We start from the raw sequence: 19,790 nt of genomic DNA, 5'->3' as shown, positions 1-19,790 counted from the left end.
GCCAAAGAGCCGGTCGGTGAAATGTAGATGCAGTGGATGCCCGGGGCGCGCCTCGAGCAGCGACCGCACGAATCGGGGGGTCGACTCCGCACGCGCACCCGTCTCCGGCGCCACACAGGCGTCGACTATCGCGGTCGCCAGGTCGTGGGCGTATCTTACGACACCGTGTTCTCGGGGACCACCGGTGAACAGGTCAGGCACGATCGCGCTCACCGGAGTCCCAGTTCGGCCAGCGTTTCGGCGTGCCGGGTGAGGCCGGCGTCCACAGCATCAGGATGCGCCTCGTACCATTCCAGGTGGGCGCCTTCGACCTCCTCGGTGGTCACTGATCGCCCGTCCAGCAACCAGTTGTCGGAAGGGGCATCGCTCAGGCCGTAGGCCTCGGCAACGACCGACAGTCGAGGTGCGTGCACGCTGTTCAGAAGCGGGCGATGGAGTTCGGTGGGTGCTCGCGTGAGGCCGAGTGCGCGCCGCACTCGTGCCCCCACGATCGCCCAGACCGCGTTGCCCGGATGATTGATGGTGCGCATCTGCGCGAACGAGACGGTGTCAAAAATATCGGACGCCACCACCGTCGCATGTCGATGCTCACGCTGCGTCAACTCGGCCAGCGACCGGCGCCCGATCTCGAGCACCTGGTGGGGCGACAGGGTGACCCGATGCACCCTAGCGGTCGGGTCAGACCGCCGATCGTAGGCTGTGCGCAGCAGCCTGGCGTCGTGATAGGCGACCAGAGGCGGCGAGGCGGAGAGGTCACTCGGAGGCCGCACGATCAGGTGGAAAGGGTAGAGACCCGAGAAGCGGATGACGGGGATCAGCACGGTGGTGGCCGAGGCGGGCATCAGGGCGGCAAGTTGACGGGTGCCAATGGCAAGCCCTCGGTAGTTATCGCGCACCGGCTGGCTAACGAGCGCATCGGCGCGAGCCAGCAGCCGGGTGAGGCTCGGGATGTCATCAGCGGCGAGCTCATGAGCCGGCGGGATGCGCACGGTCGTGACATCCGGGCCATCGATCACTCTGCGCACCGACTCGGCCTGGCAGTTTCCGTGCACCACGATGAGGGGTGTGTCGTTGTCGGCCGGATGCGTCGTGACATCCCCGATCTCCCTCGCCATTACGACCCCATTCCTCCGTTGTCAACGCCCGTGGCTATGATCGGGTGTCCTTCTACTATGAAGGATGAGGCTTGCGTGCGTGAGCCGCGATATCCTCCTCCCCCTGAAGGTCGCTGCTGAACACCGTGCTCCCCATTCGCGTCGCTCACATTCCCGGCTCTCACCCCTACGTCAGTAATATCTCGGACCTGAATATCTCGGACGTGTCGATGAGCGGATCACCCTCGTTCGTCACGCTCGCTGACGTGATCCCGGCCCATCGCGCGAGGGGGCAGTGGTGGCCCCCCGTCATGTTCGATCCGGCGTGGATCGAGTCGAATGCCGACCAGTTCGACGTGATGCACCTGCACTTCGGTTTCGAGTCTTTCTCCGCCACCCATGTCGCCTCCTGCATCGAGGCGCTGGCCTCCGTGGGCCGCCCACTGGTATTCACCGTGCACGACCTCGAGAACCCGCAACTGTTCGATCAGGCCCCCCACCGGCGACACCTCGACGCACTGCTGAGCGGCGCGACGCTGGTGACAACACTCACCGACAGCGCCGCTCTCGAGATTTTCCAGCGGTGGGGACGCGAGGCGACGGTCATTCGACATCCACATCTGCTCCCCCTGGAGAGCACCGCGGCCGACGGTGTCCCCGATCCCGGCGAGCGCTCGACTGCCGTCGTCGGAATGCACCTGGGTGACATCCGTCCCGGTACGGATGCGCGCGGGGCCACAACGACTCTGATCGACGCCATTCGGCGTCTGCGGGCCGGCGGCGTGGCCGTCGAAGCCGAAGTACACGTGCGCACGACGGTGCGCGACGAGTCCGCGCGCTCGGCTGTCGCTGCGGCCTGTGCTGGCGCCGATGGCGTGAGGCTGATCGAGCATCCACGATTCTCCGACGATGACCTCGTGCGATCGCTCGCCGCACTCGACGCATGCATGCTGCCCTATCGACATGGCACACACTCGGGATGGCTCGAACTCTGCTTCGACCTGGGAGTGCCCGTACTTGCTCCCACGGTCGGCCACTGGCTCGACCAGCACGCGGAGGAGGGAGCTGTCGTCGGGTTCGACCCCCGCTCGGTCGAGTCACTCGCTACCGGCATATCGCGGACCCTGGTAAACCGGCACGGCATGCCGCGGCGGGCAGTACGCTCACGGCGCCGCGCGCAACGGATAGAGCAGCGCGGCGTCATCGCGCGCGAACACGCCCAGGTCTACCGATCGGCTCTTGCGCGCACGGCGCGGGCACAGCCGGCGCTCGAAGTCGATGGCCAGACCGTACACGACGGTGAGCGAAGTCGCTCAGGTCAGGCTGGTGCTCAGCAGGCGGAGGTCCTCGCGTAGGTAGCGGGCATACCCTCCGGGGGTGCGTCCCACCTGGCGACCCGACGTGACAACTTCTGTGCTGTCGGTCACCGCTATGGCGTAACCACACTGTCGGGCGCGACCGACTAGATCGACGTCTTCATGCTCACTCATGGCAGTAAACCCACCCACCTCCAGATAGGTCGATGCCCGAACTCCAAGATTTGCGCCATGGATGTGCCCGTTGGGTTGCCCGCGATGGTGGGAGGCCTGCCACGCCGTGACCTGGTCTTGGGAAAGGTCGTCGAATTCGGGGCGAACCGTGCCGATCAGCACATCCGCGCCCTCGTCGGCGTGGCGCAGATGTTCGACGATCCAGTTCGGTTCCACGTGGCTGTCCGCATCGGTGTTGATGATCCATGCCCGCGACGGCGGACCGGTTACGGCGCGCAGCGCAACGGCGATCGCGGCACGCCGAGCTGCGCCCACCCCGCTCGGCGGCTGCTCGATTACGCGCACTCCTGGTTGTGCTCGCGCAAGTTCCACCGTGCGGTCGACGCATCCGTCGGCAACCACGATGAGAAGCAACGGGGGGCAGCGGGTGCCCAGCGCTGTTTGGGCGTGGTCACATGCCCGTCGGATTGACTGTAAACAGGACGTAATCAGTGCCTGTTCGTTGCGAGCAGGAACGGCAATGATGACCGAGTCGATCGGATGAGGAAGCATAAGGGGAACTCCTGTCTGCCAGTCGTAGTGCATCCCCGACTGATCACAGCCCATGGAACCCTGCCGGGAAGTCGAAAAAAAGCCCTTGACTCGCTCCAGCGTCCGCGTTATCGCGTTCGTGGTGTTCGGCGACGCCACGATCACGCGCCTCATTTCCTAAACCCCTCTGCGAGCGAAAGCAACCCCTTTATCAGGGCTTTCGTGCGCAATACCGTGGGATGCGTCAGGAATCGGCACCATTCACCCTCTACCGGTTTAACACACAACAGAAACAGGAGATCCACATGTCTGTAGGAGACAAGATTCACAACGCTGCCGAAGAGTTTGGCGGCAAGGCGAAGGAAGCCGTTGGCAAGATCACCAATGATGACGAGAAGGTCGCCGAGGGCAAGTCCGAGCAGGCCTCCGCCAACGTGAAGCAGGCTGGCGAGAACGTGAAAGACGCGTTCACCAAGTAACCGTCACCCCCGGTGAGGTTCGTGCGGCGCGCACCGCACCGCACGCATCCCCCCATCGAGTACAACCTCAGGAGTTTGATCATGGCTGGAAGAAACACCCTTGTCCGAAGCATGCACGACCTTGGCCTTGCTGCCTGGTTTGGTGGATCCCTCATGGGTGCGGTCGGCCTCAACGGTGCCGCCGCAGAGGCAAAGAATCCGCAGGAGCGACTTTCCCTGTCGTCGGCCGGATGGGAGAAGTGGGCCCCTGTGCAACTGGGCGCCATCCTCGTCCACGGCATCGGAGGCATCGGCCTGATTGTCGGCAATAAGGGTCGGCTGGCCGTTCAGGGCGAAAGCAGGGCCAACACGGCAGTGAAACTCGTGTTCACCGGAATCGCGGGAGCGGTGACTCTCTATGCGGGGGTGCTCGGCGCCAGGATCAAAAATCATGCCGACGAGGGCGGCCGCGGGGTGACCGAGCCTGGCGCAGGCGCATCCGCCGAACTCGCCTCTGCACAGCAGCGACAGAAAGTAATGCAGTGGGCCATTCCCGCCGCTACCGCACTTTTGGTGATTCTCGGTGCCCAGCAGGGCGAACAGCAGCGCCCCATCGCCGGGTTCCTCAACAGTGCACTCAAGAAGAAACGCTAACCAGACCGCGCCACCACCCGCTGATCAGGTCATCGGGCGGAGCAACTGAGGAGATTGATGACGATGAAACCTTTGGGCCCGCCCGATGAGACCAGTGCAGACTCAGAATCGGCGATTTTTCTTGTCGATTCGACCGTCGAGCTCCTCAGGGCACTGGATGCGAGTCGACACCGGTCGGCGTCCGGGCTCGGGATCAGCGCGAGCGGACTGCGTGTCATGTCGCGGTTGGCCGACTCGGGTCTGCTGACGCCGTCGCAGCTGTCCGAAAGCATGAATATGACGACCGGTGCTCTCACCGCCATTGGTGATTCTCTGGCCGCGGCAGGGTTGGTGCAGAGAAACGTGCACCCGCACGACCGCCGACGGCACCTGCTGTCGCTCACCGCGCTGGGAAGTGCGCGAATGGCCGAACTGTACCGGGAATTCGGCGTGACCCTCACGCGTTCGGTTGAACGGTTCTCGCAGGAGCAGCACAGCACACTGGCCTCCATGATGATCGCTATGGCCGCGGCTCTGAACGCCCGAGCCGCGGCACCCGAGCCGGACCCTCTGTTACCAGCAGATGCCAAATCCCTGGCAGTCGGCGGGGATACTCAGGGTGCCAATCCCTCGTCCTGGGCCACCGATGAGGGGTTGCTGCTGTAGATCTCAAGGATGAAGTCCTTCTCGTCGTGGCGAGCGATCCGAGTCAGGGTGGTGCAGTCGTTCGCGATCTGGTGGACCTGGTCGCCCGAGAGTAGATAGTCATCCACCGGGTGACGCCAATGACACAGCAGCAAAATCCCCCCGGCCTTGAGGTGCCGCTCGGCACGCTCCACGAGCGAGATCAGGGCCGTTCGCGAGAGGTAGTAACCCACCTCGCTGAGAACGATCAGATCGAAGAAGCCCGCAGGAAATCCTGTGGTGACATCCAGTTGGGCGAAGGTGACGTGGGCATCGTCGCGCAGGCGTTCCCGCGCGCTCACGAGGGCCGCGGCGGCCACATCGACGGCGAGAAGCGTGTCGCAGCGGGAGGCGAGTTCCCGGGTGAGCATGCCGATGGAGCATCCAATTTCCACCGCCCGCCGATACCGCGCCCGGGGCAATGATGCGACGGTGATCGCCCGTTTTCGGGTTTCGTACCATCTGGTTGCCAGCCGCCACGGGTCGGCACGCGCGGCGTAGAGGTCATCGAAGTAGGGCGCGCTCAAGGAGCCAATCCGAGAGTCGATGAACACCTCCCTCGCCCGCCGAAAATGATCCAGGAAATCTGGTCGGAGCAGCGCCGGCCCGGCGTCGCTCGGCTGAACCTGGGAGACGAAGGCGTCGATCGCCTGCCGTTTACGCTCACGCAGCGACTCGGTCAGGGCAACCGCCACCATCTGCGGCCAGGGCACTTCGGGGCTGTCCGGAGTGGCCCAATGCCACATCCAGATCGGATATTCGATGACATCCACACGCTCTTCCGCCGCCAACTGGGCCGCGATCTCTCCGACAACACGATGGTCACGATGTCCATCTCCCCGCCAGGGAATCACCGCCATCGCGCCCGGAGGGGAGGCCGCCAGGTGTGGGCGCAACAGGGTGGCAAGCTGCCCCCGGTGCTCCCCGGTCTGCCCGTCCGGCAGATTCAGGAACACCACCGACGCCGACCGATTCAGAAGCGCCACGGCCGCTCGAGTTTCCGCCATTCGCCGCGCGGGGAGCATCGACGCCGGATCGGCCTGGGTTATCGGGGTGGCGGTGTTGTGATGGCCATCTGCGCCATCTGTCGCCACAATCACGGTGGTGGGGATGCCGCGCTGATAGGTGTGGGCGATAAGGCCACCGGCCCCCAGGGTTTCATCATCCGGGTGGGCGGCGACCACCAGCAGCGCCGTCACCGAGGTCATATCCAAATCGGTGAGCGCGGTCAGTCGAGGGTCTGCCACCCATCGCGCCACAGTGGTGCCCGGTTGGGCTGCATCGAATGTCACCATGCCGGGCTCCCCGTGGCCAGCAGCGCCGATCCGAGGGAGGCCTGGTCGCGTTCGGCATGATGTTGTCGAACATAAAGCTGAAGGTCTGCCACGCGTTTGGCGTGCACCGGGTCAAGGGCCAACGGCGCCGGCCCCAAGGCATGGCCGGAGCGCATCATGATGTGCTCGCAGGCCGCTGCGACGATCCCGCGCACACGTTTGGCGATGATGGCAACATCGGCCCGCCGCGGATCCGACCCATCGACTACGGCGGCGGCATCCAGCAGCGACAGGCGTGCGCCATGAATGAGCTCATCTATTGCGCCCAAATGGATGAGCTGCACGGCACTCGGCGATGCGGCTCCGGCCAAGGTTTCGAATACGGTTCTCGCCACCCCCACGGCGCCACCGAACCAGCACGCCGCGACTCCGATGCCGCCCCAGGCGAAGCCCACCCGCTCGAGGTACCAACCCGAGGGCCCGACCGGCTCGGCCGGAACAGCGAAAAACTGCACCGGGCCGCTAGGAATCTCGGCCAACCCGCGGGCGTGCCACACCTCCTCGTCGACGATGACTCCCGAATGCCGAAGATCCACCGAAAACAGTCGACGCGAACGATCCGGCACCGTGGCCGTGATGAGCGCACCATCCAGACTGCCTGCCAGGGAACACCACGGCTTCACCCCCGTCAGTACCCAACCGGTAGCGGTGGTGGTGGCCCGCAACGGTTCGGATCCTCCTTCGGATGCAAAGACCCCCCACACCCCGGCCGTCTGGGCCGAGGGGAGCAACCCCGCGTCCGAGGCATCCTGCGCAATCGACAGGGCGTCGAAGTGAGGTTCGATGGTTCGTGCCGCCCCAAGATCGGCACAGGCAAGCGTGGCCAGCAGTTCCCATCGGTCTCGTGCCAAGGGTCGATCCGAGGGCACGGCGCCATCAGTGTGATGGCGAGCAAAGTCCAACGCGGTAGCCACGGTGACCGGAGCGCGGAGGGGTTCATGGTCGGAGACGCCGGATGCGAGAGACACCCACCGGGTCTCTCGGTGACCTTCCCCCGTTGCGTTCAGGCCATCACTCACCGAACACCCCGGATGGTGTGAACTCGTTGGTCATACGCGCCCCCTGCAGGTTCATTCTCACTCACGCTAGCCCGCCCGCCCGCGAGCAGCAACCCGCCTCGCGTCGGGGACGGAACACACCCCTACGGAGACCGAGGGACCGGTGCGGCGCCCGCAGCATCATGCGTCTGGACTCAGGAACACGGGCCCGTTGCGACCAGATGTCAAGGGATTCCCGCATCGCGCGACCGAGAATATTTTGGAAGTATGACCCAACCACTTTCGGCCTCGTGATCGGCTACTACGTCCACCATCGCGGCGCCGGTCATCTTCATAGGGCACTTGCCGTGACGTCCGCTCTCGATTCGCCGGTGACGATCTTGTCGTCCCTTCCGCGGCCAGCATCCTGGACGGGCGGCTGGGTTGACCTGCCCCTGGACACCGACATCGAACCGCTCGATCCGGCCGCGGGCGGAGCGCTGCACTGGGCTCCTCTCGACTCGGCCGGGCTTCGGGCACGCATGGCGGCCATCTCGGCGTGGGTCGTTGCGGCCCGTCCCACCGTCGTTGTCGTCGACGTCTCAGTCGAGGTGGCGGTCGTCGTCAGACTGCACGGCGTGCAGGTGATTACCTTTGCTCAGCCCGGGGACCGTATCGATCGTGCTCACTCTCTCGGTTATCAGCTTTCTGCGGCAGTGATTGCCCCCTGGACACCGGGCATGCGACCGTGTCGCGTCGATCCGGCGCTCGAGTTGACATTCGAACACGTCGGGGCGATCAGTCGCATCCCCATTCGAGAGCCCGGCACGAGACGAGCCCATCGTGTTGCCGTGCTCAACGGGACGGGAGGGCACGGTTCGAGCGCCCTCGACGCGGTGGTCGCTCAATCCACAGCAGCCTCGCCGGGACTCGAATGGGTGCGCCTGGAGGGAGCATCGGAGGCCGCCGTGCAAGACACCCTGAACAGTGTCTGTCTCGTCATTGCGCACTGCGGTCAGAATGTGGTTGCGGAGATCGCGGCATGCCGGGTGCCCGCCATCCTTGTCCCCGAGGATCGACCGCATGAGGAGCAGCGCTACCTCGCACGGGCGTTGGAAGGAAGCACGCTTCCCGTCATCATCAGCGCCCCCAACGATGGCAGCGATCGTGCGGCCGATATCGACCGGGGTCGGGCGTTGGACGGCGAGCGGTGGAGATCCTGGGTTGATGGGCGCGCCGCGATTCGTGCGGCGGCGGTCATCCATCGTGTCGCAGCACGGGAACACTCCGGCGCGCAATTGGTGTCATTGTGCGAGTCGACACCGTGAGGGTGGGCGTGGTGACGATCGTGTCCGGGCGCCGGGAACATCTGGTCAACCAACACCGGGCACTCTCGACCAGCGTCACTCCTCCGCACTGCTACATCGTGGTTGCCATGAATGAGCCGACGGCTCACGAATGGTTGCCGCGGGTACCTCCGTATGCGGCGACCGTGGCGGTGACGACTCCTGATAAGCGACTTCCCCTGGCCGCCGCCCGCAATCTGGGCGCGCAGCGCGCCATCGAGGAATCAGCAGAGGTGTTGGTCTTCCTTGACGTCGACTGTGTTCCCACCGCCGAACTGATCACCGCCTATGCGACGGCGGCAGGCCGGCACCCCGACGCCCTGCTGGGCGGCGCTGTCGGATACCTTCCGGAAGGCGTGGGGGCGTTTGACGCGAACCGGATGTCCGTTGCGCGCTTTCACGAGTTCCGACCCCGCCTTGCCGACGGTGACATTGCTCCCGCCGATCCGAATTTATTCTGGTCGTTGTCTTTCGCGACAACCGCCGAAACCTGGAAAACTTCCGGAGGATTTCACGAGATGTATCGAGGCTATGGCGGCGAAGACACCGATTTTGCCCTGAGCGCACAGCGGGCAAACGTTCCCTTCCTCTGGGTGGGTGGTGCCGAGGCGCTCCACCAGTACCACTCGACCGAATCTCCCCCCGTGCGCCACCTTGACGACATTCTTGACAACGGGCGACTGTTTGCCCGTCGCTGGGGGTACTGGCCCATGTCCGGATGGCTTGAGGCCTTCCACGCGCTGGGGCTTGTCGCGCGTGATGCCCGAACCGGCGACTGGGCGAAGGTGGGGGCCTCGGTCGGGCCGGACGCTGCGCCCCAAGAAGGAGCCGATCAGTGAAAGTCGCCGTGCTCAGTCACATGCACCATCCCATCGTCGAACCATTCCAGGGTGGCACGGAGGCGCACACCGCCATGCTGGCCGACGCCCTGGTTCATCGTGGGCATGACGTGACGCTGTTTGCCAAAGAGGGGTCGGTTTCGAGCGCGTCTCTTCATCCCCTTATACCGAAGGACTTCGAGTTCGTCCGCACCGCGACACCGCTGGTGCGCCGGGAGCAAGCGGGGTTTCTGGCGGAAGCGGTGCACCACAGCATCGGTGTGATTCGCGCGTCGGGCTTCGACGTCGTCGTCAACAACTCGCTGAGCGCACTGCCGTTCTCGCAGATGAACGACCTCGCCATGCTGACCATCCTGCACACCCCACCGACTCTGGCCGATGTCACGGCGGTCGTCAGCGACCCGGATTGGGTTCCCGGCAAACGACATGAGTACGTCACAGTGTCGACGACGAATGCCGAGGCGTGGCGCGCATTGCTGCCAAGGGTTCTCGTAGTGCATAACGGCATCCATCTTGATCGCTGGCTGACCCAAACACGGCCCGTCCGGCGCCTGGCCGTGTGGGCGGCGCGGATCACTCCTGAGAAAGGCTTGCACGTGGCAATCGATGCGGCCCGGGAAGCGGGGTTTGACCTGGAGTTCGCGGGTCCGGTCTCGCATTCCGATTACTTTGAGACCGACATTGCACCGCGACTGAGCGAACATGTCCGCTATCGGGGGCACCTCCCTCAGAGCGAGCTCAGCGACTTTCTCGCATCGGGATCCGTTTTTATTGCATCGCCGTTGTGGGCGGAGCCGTTCGGACTGTCGGCGGTCGAAGCGTTGGCCAGCGGCACCCCGGTTGCCGCCTTCCCGAACGGGGCCCTGCCCGAGCTCATCGAGCCGAACGCGGGGGCAATTGCAGCAAACCTCACCGTGCCCGCTCTTGCCGATGCGATCCGTGCCGCGTCAGATCGCGACCGCGACCACACTCGAATATCGGCATCACGCTTCTCATTTGGCACGATGATCGACCACTACGAAGACCACCTCAGACGGCTGGTATCAGTCGACCGGATGTCGGCGGCGGTCGCAGATTAGCACGGCACCACCCTCAATAAAAGGAGCAGGAAATGACCCATGAGAATTCTCCGGATGCCGCGCATCAGCGGCCAGACGGAGTATCCGATCAGACCATCGAAGCCCTCGGGAAGCTGTCCGAGGCGATGGAAGTTGTCGAACATGCCCGGGGGTATCTCTATGCCTTCCATCGACTGACGGGCAAGGCCGATCTCGCCCTGGGCGAGGCTGTCGAGATGTTCTCCGCCGCGGGTCACGGTGACCTGGCGTCAGAACTGGAGAACACGCTCATCGGGCGGAATGTCATCGACGGACGATGGACATTCCAAATCGTTGAGGACTACGACGACAACTACTACTCGAGCTTGAAAGAGGCCGAGCGTGGAGCCCGCGAAGCGCTGGTAGCGGGGAAAAGACACCTCTATGAAGCCGAGATGAAAGAAGACCGGCGCACGCGTGGTGCCCCCCACCACGAAGCACGGCCACCCCAGGTCTGGAACACACCTCAGCCCGGCCTCGACGCGTGAGATACGCCCGCATCGCACAGAACTGAATGACGAAAAGGCTGGCCCCACCTTCGTGGGGCCAGCCTTTTCTGCGGGGCTAACTTTGATTAGGGGTTGCGACGGGTTGGTGCTGTGCCGCCCTGCAGCTTCTGCTTGGCCTGCTCTGCCTGCTGGGTGACACTGGGGGCGTTCTTTGCCTGCTGCTGGATCTTCGGGGCTTCCTCTTCGGCCTTGCTGAGGTAGGACTCCCATCGTGCCTGCATGGGCTTGATCAATCCGCCGCCGGCTCCGACGACGATGACGCCGGCGATGATGGCGAGCACTGCGATGAGGATCGGCGTGGTGACGGTCGTCGCCACCTCGATCTGGTTCAGGGCCGCGGTCACCCCGAGGAACAGGATGAAGATGCTCACAATGTTGGCGATGACTTTGCCGTAGGACAGGCCACCGAGGGTGTTCTGAATCAACGCCTTGGCGCCGGCGGCGATGGCTGCGGCGATCACGATGATGATAATGGCGACGATGATCTTGGGCAGGAAGCCGATGATACCTTCCAGCAGGTCACTGACCGGGTTCGGCCCGAACACTCCAAATGCGAACTGAAGCACGAAGAGCACCAGCGTGTAGTACAAAATCTTCGCGATGATGTCGGACGGGTCGAGTTTGGAGTTAGCGAGAGCCTTTTTGATACCTCCGCGCTCAACAACCCGGTCGAAGCCGACCTTCTCGAGGAGCTTACCGAGTGCTTTGGACAGCACCTTCGCGACGATGAGCCCCACGATGAGGATCACAAGGAACAGCAGGGCAAGGGGCAAGAACGCGATAATCGCGGCCAAACCATTTTCTAAAGCGGCGGGAAAATTCATGAGTTGAATGCCTTTCGGGCGATGACAATGATGCGGACCGATGATGATCGGGCGCGGTTGAGAACGTGGTGCTGGGAGCTTCCACCGGGGATGAAAGCTCGGTTGCTACTGCAACCGGGTGGAGGCAGTGGTGCGTGCGCGGAAGGCGCCCCCGATCTGCACAACGACCGGTATTTCCCGTCCGAGGACGGAGTCGAGTGCATGCACGGCCGCTTCCACGGTCTGTGATACCTGTTTCGGCGAAACGCCGCGTCGTGCTGTGACCGACACGTTCAGCGTCGGGGTTCCCCTGACGTCATACGTGCTGACGCTGGTCGAAATAAGCTCCGGTCGGTCTGAGAGAGCATCCCTAAGAGCATCCTCGGCCACCGCGGCGTCGATGATGGTGACGCCGTTCTCGGTGTGACCGTCGCGGATCAGGCGGCGGGTCCGTCCACGGCCCTGCTTGACGATGAAGACGAGCAGCGCAGCGATCAGAACCAGGAGCAGCGCGATGACGCCCAACCCGATCCAGCTGGTTCCGGTAGAGAACATGGGTGACGCCGCGTACACGTCATCCACTCCGCGCTTGATCGCCGGGGCGGTCGCTTGCCATCCGGACCGGAAGGCGGGCAGGAGGCTCAGTGCCGCCACCGCGACTCCCACGACCATCAGCAGCAGCCCGATGATGAAGATGAAGGTTCGGTTCATTCCCCGATTGGTGCTGTTCATGCTCCGACCTTCCTCTCTGATGCGACGACAACCTTCGACGACAGGGACGGGGATAGCCCGAATGACGACAGTTGCTGTGCCACCGCATCCTTTACCGGTTGCGTGCCAATTTTGGTGCCCGAGATCGCGGTGAGGGTTACCACCGCCCGGCGCCGGGAGATGCTCACCCGAGCGTTGTCCGGGTCGACATTTCCCTCGTAGGATGCCTTTCGAGCCAGGGCGGAGGCGGTCACCTCATCATCGACAATGGTCACCATGCGCCCGGTCGGCAGCAGATGACGCGGGCGCCACCCGGGCGTCAGGGACACGACGATGAGGACGAATCCGACGATCGCGGCGATCATTCCCGCGATAGTCAGGATCCATAACACCGAGCCCGCCATGCCGACGAACGCATCCGCCATTGCCGCGGGTGTCGCGACCAGCGCAGGCTGCCCCGTCATGCTGAGAGCTGTTTCGACCGCGGCGTAAACGCACAGCACGATTACGAGCACCGCGAGAGTGATCGCGAGGACCGATCGAGGTGACGTCGTCTCACGGCGTGCAATTCGGGAATACAAACTATTCGGCGTGCTCACGTGACCCTCCTTTCCTGCGTGATGTGTGCGCTGGTCAACCGAAGTTGCACCCGGCTGATGTTCGACCCCGTCAGCGACTGGATGCGAGTGCGGATGGTCTCCTGCGCTCGCGCCGCGCGGCTGATGACGCTTCCGCCGGCTCGAGTGACGGCGCCGGGATCGGCCATCGATCGCTCGAGCGAGATGATGTGGATGGGTGCCCGCACTATCAAAGTCAGAGCACCGCCATCGTCCTCAAGGTCGACCGAGACTTTCGCCCGGTCGACGCCAAGCGCCTCGGCCGTCACGGCGGAGACGACACGATCCAGTGCGCGAGCGGTGATTCTGGTGCGTCCAGGACCGGCCGCCTCGGCGGTCAGCGGCGAACTCATGACGACGAACGCTTCCCTCTGACCGCATCAAGCACGGCACCCGGGTCGAGTTTGCCCTCCACGAACCGCCCCACGAGGGCGCCGATGGAGACAGCAAGGGCCACGAAGAAGAAGGCCCAGAATCCATATTCGATCCAGGTCAGCGCCAGCACGGCGCCCACGAGCATTCCTACGAGAGAGGGCTTCACTGGACGCGCGCCTCTTCCTTGTCGTCCTGGTCGTCGGAGGGGATGTGCACGTCGTTGATGGTGACGTTGACCTCGGTGACCTCCATGCCGACCAGGTTCTCGATCGCGTCGATCACCGCGGTGCGCACGTCGTCAGCAACGTCCTGCAGGGCTACCGGATACTCGGCGACGATGGTGACGTCTGCCGCAACCTGGGTTTCGCCGACCTCGACGCTGATGCCCTGTGAGCGGTCCTGCTGGTTGAGTGCCCCACGGAGCGCACCGATCGCACGAGCAGCGCCGCCGCCGAGCGCGTAGACGCCGGGAACTGCGGCCGCGGCAATGCCTGCAACCTTGGCAACGACGGCGTCGTTGATGGTGGTTTTGCCGGTGCCGGTCGGTGCAACAGCAGCGGTGGTACCGAAGTTGGGGGTGGTGGGAGATGTTGTGTCGGTCATGTGGCCAGGCTCCTTGAGTGACGATGTGACCCCCGGACGGGGGTGACTGAGTGACAGTCATAGGTAAGTCGTAACTCGCAGGCCATTCGTCACGTCGCGTCATAAAAAAGTTTTTCTGCTCAATGTCAACCCGTTTTATTGATTAGGTCGCCGCTGTTCACTAGGGAGAGTGACACAGACGGGGCTGTTGGAAATGACGGTGACGGAAAGCGGAATCACGCCAGGGAAGGGGGCCACGATCGACACCACAACGACGCTCGCGGACCTCAACAACGCCGAGGACCGCACTCTCGTCGGGCGCGCCGCTGACGGCGATGTTCGCGCGTTCTCCGTGCTGGTGCGGCGGCACAGTCCCATCCTGCGGGCGTACGCACGACGCATCCTGGGCAGCACCGATGACGTTGATGACGTGGTTCAGGAGACATTCATTGCCGCCTGGCAGCAGTTGCACACGATTTCGGATCCCGCCATGATCCGGAGCTGGCTGATGAGAACCGCCAGTCATAAGAGCATCGACCGCATCCGGGCCAGACGCGAACATGTTGATATCACCGACAACGAACCTGAGGCACCGCCGGAGCACACCCCGGAACGAACCGCAATAGCGAACTCGCGAGAAGACGCCCTATCGCAGGTGTTGTCCCGTCTTCCGCCGCAACAGCGAGAATGCTGGACGCTGAAGGAACTGAGCGGGCTGAGTTACGATGACATCGCCTCGGCGATGGGGATTCCCACGTCAACCGTTCGCGGCCTTCTTGCACGCGCGCGGCGTACGGTGGTATCTGACATGGAGGCCTGGCGGTGAACGACTTTCGCACACCCGACGCTCCCGGCGACCCTGCGCAGCCCACCGCCGACATTGATGGTTACAGCCTCGACGAACTGAGCGACTATCTGGATGCGGGGCAGTCGCCGGCCGACCCTGGTATCGACCACTCTCCGGCGTGCCAGCTTGCCCTCGATTCCCTCGCCAGGGTGCGCGCTGTTTCCCTGACCATGCTGGAGCGAGAAGCAACGGAACTCCCGCCCATCGACGAGAGCTGGATCGACAACATCATTGGGGCGATCAGCCTCGACGTGCACGCCGGCCGCGACATCCCTCTGCACCATTCCTCACCGTCCGTGCACCTCTCGGTCACGGAGGGCGCCGTGAAGGGTCTCGTCCGCGCGGCGGGTGACAGGGTGCCCGGCCTCCTCGTCGGGCGCTGCCAGCTGATCGGTGACGTCATCACGGCCGGCTCGCACATTACGCTCACGGTCGAAACGACAGCGTACTGGGGCGAGAACATCCCCGAAGCGGTGACTCAGCTCCGGCACGCCATCACGGCGATGCTCGCGGAGCACACCGAGTTGGTCATCGTATCGATCGATATCACTGTTCGAGACATGTTTCTGAAGACCGACGAAGCGGGAGAGGAACCATCATCATGATCACAAGCAGCGTCGAGCTCGCTGACCGGCTGGGATCGATCATCCAGGCCGTGCCCGGCGTCAGGATGCTCTACCCGGCGGCGCCCATCCTCACCACGGTAGGGTCTGAGGTTGTCGCTGCCGCCACGGCCACCCGCCCGACCGCAACACCCATCGTCGTGGAACAACGGGCCGCTCAACTCGCCGCCACCATCCACATCGGAGTCAACGGCGTTTCGCCCGCACCCCAGGTCGCGCACGCCGCGGGTGCGGCTGCCATCGAGTTTCTGAGATCGACCGGGGCCGATGACGCGGTCGTCACCGTCAGGATCGGCAGCGTCGGTTAGGTCGCGCAGCTCTATCGCGCTGGATGTCGCGGGCTGTCATTGTTTCGCGGGCTGGCGTCGTTTCGCGGGCTGGCGTCGTTGTGTTGTGGGCGGCACTCGGTCGTTCCCCGCGCTGGCTGGCGTCGTTCCCCGGGCCCCCGGATCGCACTCATCATTCGCGAAACCCGGCATATCGTGGGTGGCCTCCAGCCGGACGCCACATTTGCGGCGGCTCGCGACAGCACGTGCGGTGCGCGACAGGCGCGGGGGTTGCAGCGCGGCAACGCGCGGCGCGGCAGGCGCGGAGGTTGCGCACTCGCTCCACACGCGCTAACGTACAACCAAATGGTTGTAGATATGACGGATGCCGAGATCGACCTCGTGTTCGGCGCCCTCGCGGATTCCACCCGTCGCAGCATCATCGCGCGGGTCATCGTCGCGGAGCAATCGGTCTCGACGCTGGCGAGTCAGTACCTCGTGAGCTTCGCCGCGATCCAGAAACACGTTGCGGTGCTCGAGCGGGCCTCGCTCGTCCGCAAGCAGCGCCGCGGGCGGGAGCAGATCGTGCACGGAAATCCCGAGACACTCGCCAGGGCGGCCAGGCTGCTCGACTCCTACGAAGAAATCTGGCGCCAGCGCACCCAGCGCATCGACGCCATCCTCGCCGAAGAGGAAACCCACGAAAGGAACTGACACCATGCCCACGATTACCTCCGAGAAAAACGTCGACGAGCTCACGCTCACGTTCACCTCACACTTCGACGCCCCCGTCGACCGTGTCTGGCAGGTCTGGGAAGACCCACGCCAACTCGAGCGCTGGTGGGGGCCTCCCACCTATCCGGCGACGTTCGAGCGGCACGACTTCGTTGAGGGCGGAAAATCGCTCTACTACATGACCGGCCCAGAGGGCGACAAAATGTGGGGCTGGTGGATGGTCACGCTCGTGGACGCCCCCCACCGACTCGAACTCGACGACGGATTCGCAAATGCCGATGGCACACCCGACAACGCCATCGCGCCGACCCACACCACGGTCACGCTCGAAGCCACAGAGGGTGGAACCCGGATGACATCACACACCCAATTCGAGACCACCGAGCAACTGCAACAGATGATCGAGATGGGCATGGAGGAGGGCATGACGCTGGCCATCGGCCAGATCGACGCGATCCTCGCGGAATAGCCCGCGGCCCACTGCACGAGACCGCTCAAGTTGCTGCTTCCACCCTCGTCGAAGCGAACATTCTGAGCGGTCTCGACGACCTACTTCGCCAGCTGTCGCTTGAGTTCAGCCGGGTCGGTCGTCGGCAGCCGACACACGAAATCGGTGCAGACGTAGGCCGTCGCGACTCCCGGGCTGCTGCCGCGACCCTCGAGCAGCTCGAAGCCGGCGGCCGCCCAACTCGCCGACTGCGCCGTGGTGAGGGCGATCGAGAGGCCGCCGGAACGGTACCAGTGACGCGCAAGGGAGGCCGAGGCATCCATCGGATCATCGCTGATGACGACCACCTGGCGGGCAGGCTCGGCCAGCGCCGACATCACCGAGAGCGCGGCACCGAACGAAATCGGCTGCCGGGCCGCCGCCTCGGCGACACGCGTCATAGCCATGCTCGCGGCCGCGCGATACGGCTCGTGCGCGGTCAGCAGAAAAAGTCGATGGGCGGCGGATGCCACGGCCGACAGCCCCGACGGCAGCGCGCCGTCGCTCGCCTCGGGTTGCATCACGAGCCCCTGCGCGCGCAGCACCGGGTCGGCGCCTCCCGGCACGCCAAACGGTGGCGCGGCGTTCGTAGCAGCGATCGCGGGTGTGGCGCTCGCGGCGGTGGATGCGGCGAGCGAGCCGTCAATGAGCCTCCGTGCGGCCTCCGCGTAGCGCACCTCCCCCGTCGCCACGCCCAGCTCGATCAGGCCGGAGGCGAGCATGCCGACGTCTTCGAGGGTGGCGCGAGCGGCCGAATCGACTCCGTCGATCGAGGTGCGGATCAAGCTGTGGCCTACGTGGTGCTCAAGCAGGAAGTCTGCGGCGGCGCGAGCCGTGGCGATCCAGTTCGGCCGGTCGAGCAGGCGGCCCGCGCAGGCAAGACCCTCGATGGCGAGGCCATTCCAGCCCGTGAGGATTTTCGTGTCGACGGGTGGGGCTTCGACGCGGGCGCGGCTGGCCGCATCCAGTGAATAATAGAAGCCCTCGACTCGAGCGCCGTCGACCATGCTCTCGCTATCTTGCGCGGACGCGAAGGCCCCTTCGGGCTGCTGCATGCTCGTGATCCAGTCGGCGATACCCTCGGCCACATCGTTCATGCCCGCGACGGCATATGCAGACAGCAGTTGCGCGTTGTCGTAGAGCATGCGCTCATAGTGCGGTTCGCTCCAGTCGCGCCGGGTCGCGTAGCGGAAGAAGCCGCCATCGACGGAATCGCGGAGCCCCAGCGTCGCCTCGAGTGTGCGAGAGGCCAGCGCGTCGGCCGCCGCATCACCCACCGACGCCCGCTCGAGCAGGAAGCGCAGCACCGGCGCCACGGGAAACTTCGGCGGGCCCGCGTCCACCGGTTCGAGGGAATCGCGCAACGACGTGCGGGTGGGGCCGAAGCCGCCGAATTCCGCATCTTCCCGGCGTTCGAGTTCGGCCACGATGGGCCCGAAGTCGACCACGAGCGAGCCGGTCGTTGCGGGGGCCTGGGCCAGGGCATCCACTATCGCAGCGCCGTGTCGTTCAAGCTCAACTCGACGGTTCTGCCAGGCGTCGGTCACCGCATCGAGCACCATTCTGAATGATGGATGCCCCTGCACAGGCTCGGGCGGCCAATACGTCCCCGCGAAGAAGGCCCGCCCCTCGGGCGTCACAAACACGTTCAGTGGCCAGCCGAGGTTGCCGGTGAAGGCGGCCGCCGCTGCCATGTAGGTGGAGTCGACCTCGGCGTGCTCCTCGCGGTCGACCTTGATCGACACGAAACGCTCGTTCACGAACGCGGCCACATCGACGTCGCCGAAACTCTCGCGCGCCATTACGTGGCACCAGTGGCAGGTCGAATAGCCGATCGACACCAGTAGGGGAACGCCTCGCCGGGCGGCCTCGGCGAACGGCTCCGGCCCCCACTGCCACCAGTCCACCGGGTTGGTCGCGTGCGATCTCAGGTACGGGCTCGCGGCATCCACCAGTCGGTTGGGCATAGTCTCAGGGTATGTCGTCGACGACTCTTCTCTACATCGGTGGGCCCACAGCAGTGCTCGACTATGCGGGCAAGCGCTTCATCACCGACCCAACCTTCGATGCCCCGCAGTCATACGAAGATCCGGGCGAAACGATGCTAGTGAAGACAGCCGGCCCGGCCATCCAGCGCCACGATATTGGCAGGATCGACGTGGTGTTGCTCAGCCATCACGCGCATAAAGACAACCTCGACTATGAGGGTCTCGAACTCATCGCCACCGGCATCCCGACCCTCAGCACCAGGGAGGCGGCGAGCGAGCTGTTCGGCGGCTCCGTCATCGGTCTCGACTCGTGGGAGACCCACGAACTGGGCGGCATCACGGTCACGGCGGTGCCCGCCCTGCACGGTCCGCCCGGCAGTGAGCGGCTGGTTGGCGAGGTCACCGGCTTCGTACTGGAGGCCGACGGCGAGCCCACGGTGTACGTGAGCGGCGACAACGCGTCGATTCCCCTGGTCGAGCAGATTGCCGATCGGTTTCCGGATGTCGCGATCGCCATCCTCTTCGCCGGAGCCGCCCGCGTGCCCGGGATCGACGCCGCGCTGACCCTGACCTCGCGCGACGCGGCCCGCGCCGCCACGATCCTGACTGCCACCGCCGTCGTCGGCCTGCACACCGAGGATTGGGCGCACTTCTCCGAGTCGCGCGCCGACCTCGAGGCGGCCTTCGCCGACACGGGGCTGCTCGTCGCAACCCCGCGCGGCGAGACCGTCGCGCTGTAGGCGCGGCCCGCGCGGCGCGCGGCG

The 19,790-nt window shown here is 64.7% G+C and carries 25 protein-coding genes and 1 pseudogene; 14 read left to right on the top strand and 12 right to left on the bottom strand.

Annotated features, from left to right (window positions below; all coding sequences use genetic code 11):
• Together RMN95_RS01685 and RMN95_RS01680 are read right to left on the bottom strand one after the other, a co-directional pair.
• Positions 1-213, bottom strand: a pseudogene (locus RMN95_RS01685) (hypothetical protein); the annotation flags it as partial.
• Complete coding sequence (locus RMN95_RS01680) at positions 210-1,115, bottom strand: WcbI family polysaccharide biosynthesis putative acetyltransferase (protein WP_309615232.1); 906 nt, start codon at positions 1,113-1,115, stop codon at positions 210-212. The pseudogene RMN95_RS01685 and the gene RMN95_RS01680, both read right to left, overlap by 4 nt.
• Before the next feature lie 125 nt (positions 1,116-1,240).
• On the opposite strand from RMN95_RS01680, the gene RMN95_RS01675 reads away from it, so the two are divergent.
• A complete protein-coding gene (locus RMN95_RS01675; RefSeq protein ID WP_309615231.1) occupies positions 1,241-2,449 on the top strand; it encodes a hypothetical protein in 1,209 nt (402 codons plus the stop codon).
• On the opposite strand, the gene RMN95_RS01670 is transcribed toward RMN95_RS01675, so the two are convergent.
• The gene (locus RMN95_RS01670; protein WP_309615230.1) at positions 2,408-3,289 is read right to left on the bottom strand and encodes a glycosyltransferase; all 882 of its coding nucleotides are present in this window, start codon (positions 3,287-3,289) and stop codon (positions 2,408-2,410) included. The genes RMN95_RS01675 and RMN95_RS01670 overlap by 42 nt on opposite strands.
• 131 nt (positions 3,290-3,420) lie before the next feature.
• Between RMN95_RS01670 and RMN95_RS01665 the strand changes: the two genes are divergently transcribed.
• The 3 genes from RMN95_RS01665 to RMN95_RS01655 all read left to right on the top strand — a co-directional run bounded on the left by RMN95_RS01665 (position 3,421) and on the right by RMN95_RS01655 (position 4,872).
• Positions 3,421-3,594 (top strand): CsbD family protein, encoded by a 174-nt coding sequence (locus tag RMN95_RS01665; RefSeq protein ID WP_309615229.1) that lies wholly within the window; start codon positions 3,421-3,423, stop codon positions 3,592-3,594.
• An 81-nt stretch (positions 3,595-3,675) separates the two neighbouring features.
• Complete coding sequence (locus RMN95_RS01660; protein ID WP_309615228.1) at positions 3,676-4,227, top strand: hypothetical protein; 552 nt, start codon at positions 3,676-3,678, stop codon at positions 4,225-4,227.
• 57 nt (positions 4,228-4,284) lie between these two features.
• Positions 4,285-4,872 (top strand): MarR family transcriptional regulator, encoded by a 588-nt coding sequence (locus tag RMN95_RS01655; protein WP_309615227.1) that lies wholly within the window; start codon positions 4,285-4,287, stop codon positions 4,870-4,872.
• Here RMN95_RS01655 and RMN95_RS01650 read toward each other — a convergent pair.
• Positions 4,821-6,185 (bottom strand): bifunctional PIG-L family deacetylase/class I SAM-dependent methyltransferase, encoded by a 1,365-nt coding sequence (locus tag RMN95_RS01650; protein ID WP_309615226.1) that lies wholly within the window; start codon positions 6,183-6,185, stop codon positions 4,821-4,823. The two genes, RMN95_RS01655 and RMN95_RS01650, sit on opposite strands and share 52 nt — an antisense overlap.
• Positions 6,179-7,243, bottom strand: a complete 1,065-nt coding sequence (locus RMN95_RS01645; protein WP_309615225.1) for an acyl-CoA dehydrogenase family protein — start codon at positions 7,241-7,243, stop codon at positions 6,179-6,181. Before RMN95_RS01645 ends, RMN95_RS01650 begins: the two co-directional genes overlap by 7 nt.
• A gap of 200 nt (positions 7,244-7,443) precedes the next feature.
• On the opposite strand from RMN95_RS01645, the gene RMN95_RS01640 reads away from it, so the two are divergent.
• Genes RMN95_RS01640 through RMN95_RS01625 form a run of 4 tightly spaced genes read left to right on the top strand, consistent with a single transcriptional unit; the run spans position 7,444 to position 10,971 of the window.
• Positions 7,444-8,529, top strand: a complete 1,086-nt coding sequence (locus RMN95_RS01640; RefSeq protein ID WP_309615224.1) for a glycosyltransferase — start codon at positions 7,444-7,446, stop codon at positions 8,527-8,529.
• Between the two features lie 11 nt (positions 8,530-8,540).
• Positions 8,541-9,386: a galactosyltransferase-related protein gene (locus tag RMN95_RS01635; protein ID WP_309615223.1), complete on the top strand. Its 846-nt coding sequence runs from the start codon at positions 8,541-8,543 to the stop codon at positions 9,384-9,386.
• The gene (locus RMN95_RS01630; RefSeq protein ID WP_309615222.1) at positions 9,383-10,465 is read left to right on the top strand and encodes a glycosyltransferase; all 1,083 of its coding nucleotides are present in this window, start codon (positions 9,383-9,385) and stop codon (positions 10,463-10,465) included. The genes RMN95_RS01635 and RMN95_RS01630 overlap by 4 nt, the downstream gene beginning before the upstream one ends.
• A gap of 32 nt (positions 10,466-10,497) precedes the next feature.
• Positions 10,498-10,971: a hypothetical protein gene (locus RMN95_RS01625; protein WP_309615221.1), complete on the top strand. Its 474-nt coding sequence runs from the start codon at positions 10,498-10,500 to the stop codon at positions 10,969-10,971.
• 86 nt (positions 10,972-11,057) lie between these two features.
• Here RMN95_RS01625 and RMN95_RS01620 read toward each other — a convergent pair whose 3' ends face one another.
• The 6 genes from RMN95_RS01620 to RMN95_RS01595 all read right to left on the bottom strand — a co-directional run bounded on the left by RMN95_RS01620 (position 11,058) and on the right by RMN95_RS01595 (position 14,101).
• Positions 11,058-11,816: a mechanosensitive ion channel family protein gene (locus RMN95_RS01620; protein ID WP_309615220.1), complete on the bottom strand. Its 759-nt coding sequence runs from the start codon at positions 11,814-11,816 to the stop codon at positions 11,058-11,060.
• Positions 11,817-11,921: 105 nt separating this feature from the next.
• The gene (locus RMN95_RS01615) at positions 11,922-12,527 is read right to left on the bottom strand and encodes a hypothetical protein (RefSeq protein ID WP_309615219.1); all 606 of its coding nucleotides are present in this window, start codon (positions 12,525-12,527) and stop codon (positions 11,922-11,924) included.
• Positions 12,524-13,105 carry a DUF6286 domain-containing protein gene (locus RMN95_RS01610; RefSeq protein ID WP_309615218.1) on the bottom strand — a complete coding sequence of 194 codons (582 nt, stop codon included), beginning with the start codon at positions 13,103-13,105 and terminating at the stop codon, positions 12,524-12,526. The genes RMN95_RS01615 and RMN95_RS01610 overlap by 4 nt, the downstream gene beginning before the upstream one ends.
• Positions 13,102-13,476 carry a hypothetical protein gene (locus RMN95_RS01605; protein WP_309615217.1) on the bottom strand — a complete coding sequence of 125 codons (375 nt, stop codon included), beginning with the start codon at positions 13,474-13,476 and terminating at the stop codon, positions 13,102-13,104. The genes RMN95_RS01610 and RMN95_RS01605 overlap by 4 nt, the downstream gene beginning before the upstream one ends.
• Entirely contained in the window at positions 13,473-13,664 is a 192-nt protein-coding gene (locus RMN95_RS01600; protein ID WP_309615216.1) for a DUF2273 domain-containing protein, read from the bottom strand. Before RMN95_RS01600 ends, RMN95_RS01605 begins: the two co-directional genes overlap by 4 nt.
• Positions 13,661-14,101, bottom strand: coding sequence for an Asp23/Gls24 family envelope stress response protein (locus tag RMN95_RS01595; protein WP_309615215.1), 441 nt, complete (start codon positions 14,099-14,101; stop codon positions 13,661-13,663). Before RMN95_RS01595 ends, RMN95_RS01600 begins: the two co-directional genes overlap by 4 nt.
• A gap of 193 nt (positions 14,102-14,294) precedes the next feature.
• Here RMN95_RS01595 and RMN95_RS01590 point away from each other — a divergent pair, with 193 nt between their 5' ends.
• The 5 genes from RMN95_RS01590 to RMN95_RS01570 all read left to right on the top strand — a co-directional run bounded on the left by RMN95_RS01590 (position 14,295) and on the right by RMN95_RS01570 (position 17,020).
• The gene (locus tag RMN95_RS01590) at positions 14,295-14,906 is read left to right on the top strand and encodes an RNA polymerase sigma factor (RefSeq protein ID WP_309615214.1); all 612 of its coding nucleotides are present in this window, start codon (positions 14,295-14,297) and stop codon (positions 14,904-14,906) included.
• Positions 14,903-15,532: a hypothetical protein gene (locus tag RMN95_RS01585; protein WP_309615213.1), complete on the top strand. Its 630-nt coding sequence runs from the start codon at positions 14,903-14,905 to the stop codon at positions 15,530-15,532. The genes RMN95_RS01590 and RMN95_RS01585 overlap by 4 nt, the downstream gene beginning before the upstream one ends.
• Positions 15,529-15,858 carry a hypothetical protein gene (locus tag RMN95_RS01580; protein WP_309615212.1) on the top strand — a complete coding sequence of 110 codons (330 nt, stop codon included), beginning with the start codon at positions 15,529-15,531 and terminating at the stop codon, positions 15,856-15,858. Before RMN95_RS01585 ends, RMN95_RS01580 begins: the two co-directional genes overlap by 4 nt.
• 324 nt (positions 15,859-16,182) lie before the next feature.
• A complete protein-coding gene (locus RMN95_RS01575; protein ID WP_309615211.1) occupies positions 16,183-16,530 on the top strand; it encodes a helix-turn-helix domain-containing protein in 348 nt (115 codons plus the stop codon).
• 4 nt (positions 16,531-16,534) lie between these two features.
• Positions 16,535-17,020: an SRPBCC domain-containing protein gene (locus RMN95_RS01570; protein WP_309615210.1), complete on the top strand. Its 486-nt coding sequence runs from the start codon at positions 16,535-16,537 to the stop codon at positions 17,018-17,020.
• Between the two features lie 80 nt (positions 17,021-17,100).
• On the opposite strand, the gene RMN95_RS01565 is transcribed toward RMN95_RS01570, so the two are convergent.
• Positions 17,101-19,005: a thioredoxin domain-containing protein gene (locus RMN95_RS01565; RefSeq protein ID WP_309615209.1), complete on the bottom strand. Its 1,905-nt coding sequence runs from the start codon at positions 19,003-19,005 to the stop codon at positions 17,101-17,103.
• Between the two features lie 11 nt (positions 19,006-19,016).
• Between RMN95_RS01565 and RMN95_RS01560 the strand changes: the two genes are divergently transcribed.
• Positions 19,017-19,766 carry an MBL fold metallo-hydrolase gene (locus tag RMN95_RS01560; RefSeq protein ID WP_309615208.1) on the top strand — a complete coding sequence of 250 codons (750 nt, stop codon included), beginning with the start codon at positions 19,017-19,019 and terminating at the stop codon, positions 19,764-19,766.
• The last annotated feature ends 24 nt before the right edge of the window (positions 19,767-19,790 follow it).

The sequence above is a fragment of the Salinibacterium sp. genome (assembly GCF_031364185.1).
Lineage (GTDB): Bacteria > Actinomycetota > Actinomycetes > Actinomycetales > Microbacteriaceae > Rhodoglobus.
The sequence above is the reverse complement of the archived record's forward strand: the minus strand, read 5'-3'. Positions and strand labels throughout refer to the sequence as shown.

Coding starts and splice junctions, on each gene's coding strand:
- RMN95_RS01620 (WP_309615220.1), bottom strand. CDS start 11,816: ATGAATTTTCCCGCCGCTTTAGAAAATGGTTTGGCCGCGATTATCGCG.
- RMN95_RS01625 (WP_309615221.1), top strand. CDS start 10,498: ATGACCCATGAGAATTCTCCGGATGCCGCGCATCAGCGGCCAGACGGA.
- RMN95_RS01650 (WP_309615226.1), bottom strand. CDS start 6,185: ATGGTGACATTCGATGCAGCCCAACCGGGCACCACTGTGGCGCGATGG.
- RMN95_RS01565 (WP_309615209.1), bottom strand. CDS start 19,005: ATGCCCAACCGACTGGTGGATGCCGCGAGCCCGTACCTGAGATCGCAC.
- RMN95_RS01605 (WP_309615217.1), bottom strand. CDS start 13,476: ATGAGTTCGCCGCTGACCGCCGAGGCGGCCGGTCCTGGACGCACCAGA.
- RMN95_RS01570 (WP_309615210.1), top strand. CDS start 16,535: ATGCCCACGATTACCTCCGAGAAAAACGTCGACGAGCTCACGCTCACG.
- RMN95_RS01580 (WP_309615212.1), top strand. CDS start 15,529: ATGATCACAAGCAGCGTCGAGCTCGCTGACCGGCTGGGATCGATCATC.
- RMN95_RS01670 (WP_309615230.1), bottom strand. CDS start 3,289: ATGAGGCGCGTGATCGTGGCGTCGCCGAACACCACGAACGCGATAACG.
- RMN95_RS01680 (WP_309615232.1), bottom strand. CDS start 1,115: ATGGCGAGGGAGATCGGGGATGTCACGACGCATCCGGCCGACAACGAC.
- RMN95_RS01655 (WP_309615227.1), top strand. CDS start 4,285: ATGACGATGAAACCTTTGGGCCCGCCCGATGAGACCAGTGCAGACTCA.
- RMN95_RS01560 (WP_309615208.1), top strand. CDS start 19,017: ATGTCGTCGACGACTCTTCTCTACATCGGTGGGCCCACAGCAGTGCTC.
- RMN95_RS01595 (WP_309615215.1), bottom strand. CDS start 14,101: ATGACCGACACAACATCTCCCACCACCCCCAACTTCGGTACCACCGCT.
- RMN95_RS01640 (WP_309615224.1), top strand. CDS start 7,444: ATGTCAAGGGATTCCCGCATCGCGCGACCGAGAATATTTTGGAAGTAT.
- RMN95_RS01590 (WP_309615214.1), top strand. CDS start 14,295: ATGACGGTGACGGAAAGCGGAATCACGCCAGGGAAGGGGGCCACGATC.
- RMN95_RS01575 (WP_309615211.1), top strand. CDS start 16,183: ATGGTTGTAGATATGACGGATGCCGAGATCGACCTCGTGTTCGGCGCC.
- RMN95_RS01615 (WP_309615219.1), bottom strand. CDS start 12,527: ATGAACAGCACCAATCGGGGAATGAACCGAACCTTCATCTTCATCATC.
- RMN95_RS01665 (WP_309615229.1), top strand. CDS start 3,421: ATGTCTGTAGGAGACAAGATTCACAACGCTGCCGAAGAGTTTGGCGGC.
- RMN95_RS01660 (WP_309615228.1), top strand. CDS start 3,676: ATGGCTGGAAGAAACACCCTTGTCCGAAGCATGCACGACCTTGGCCTT.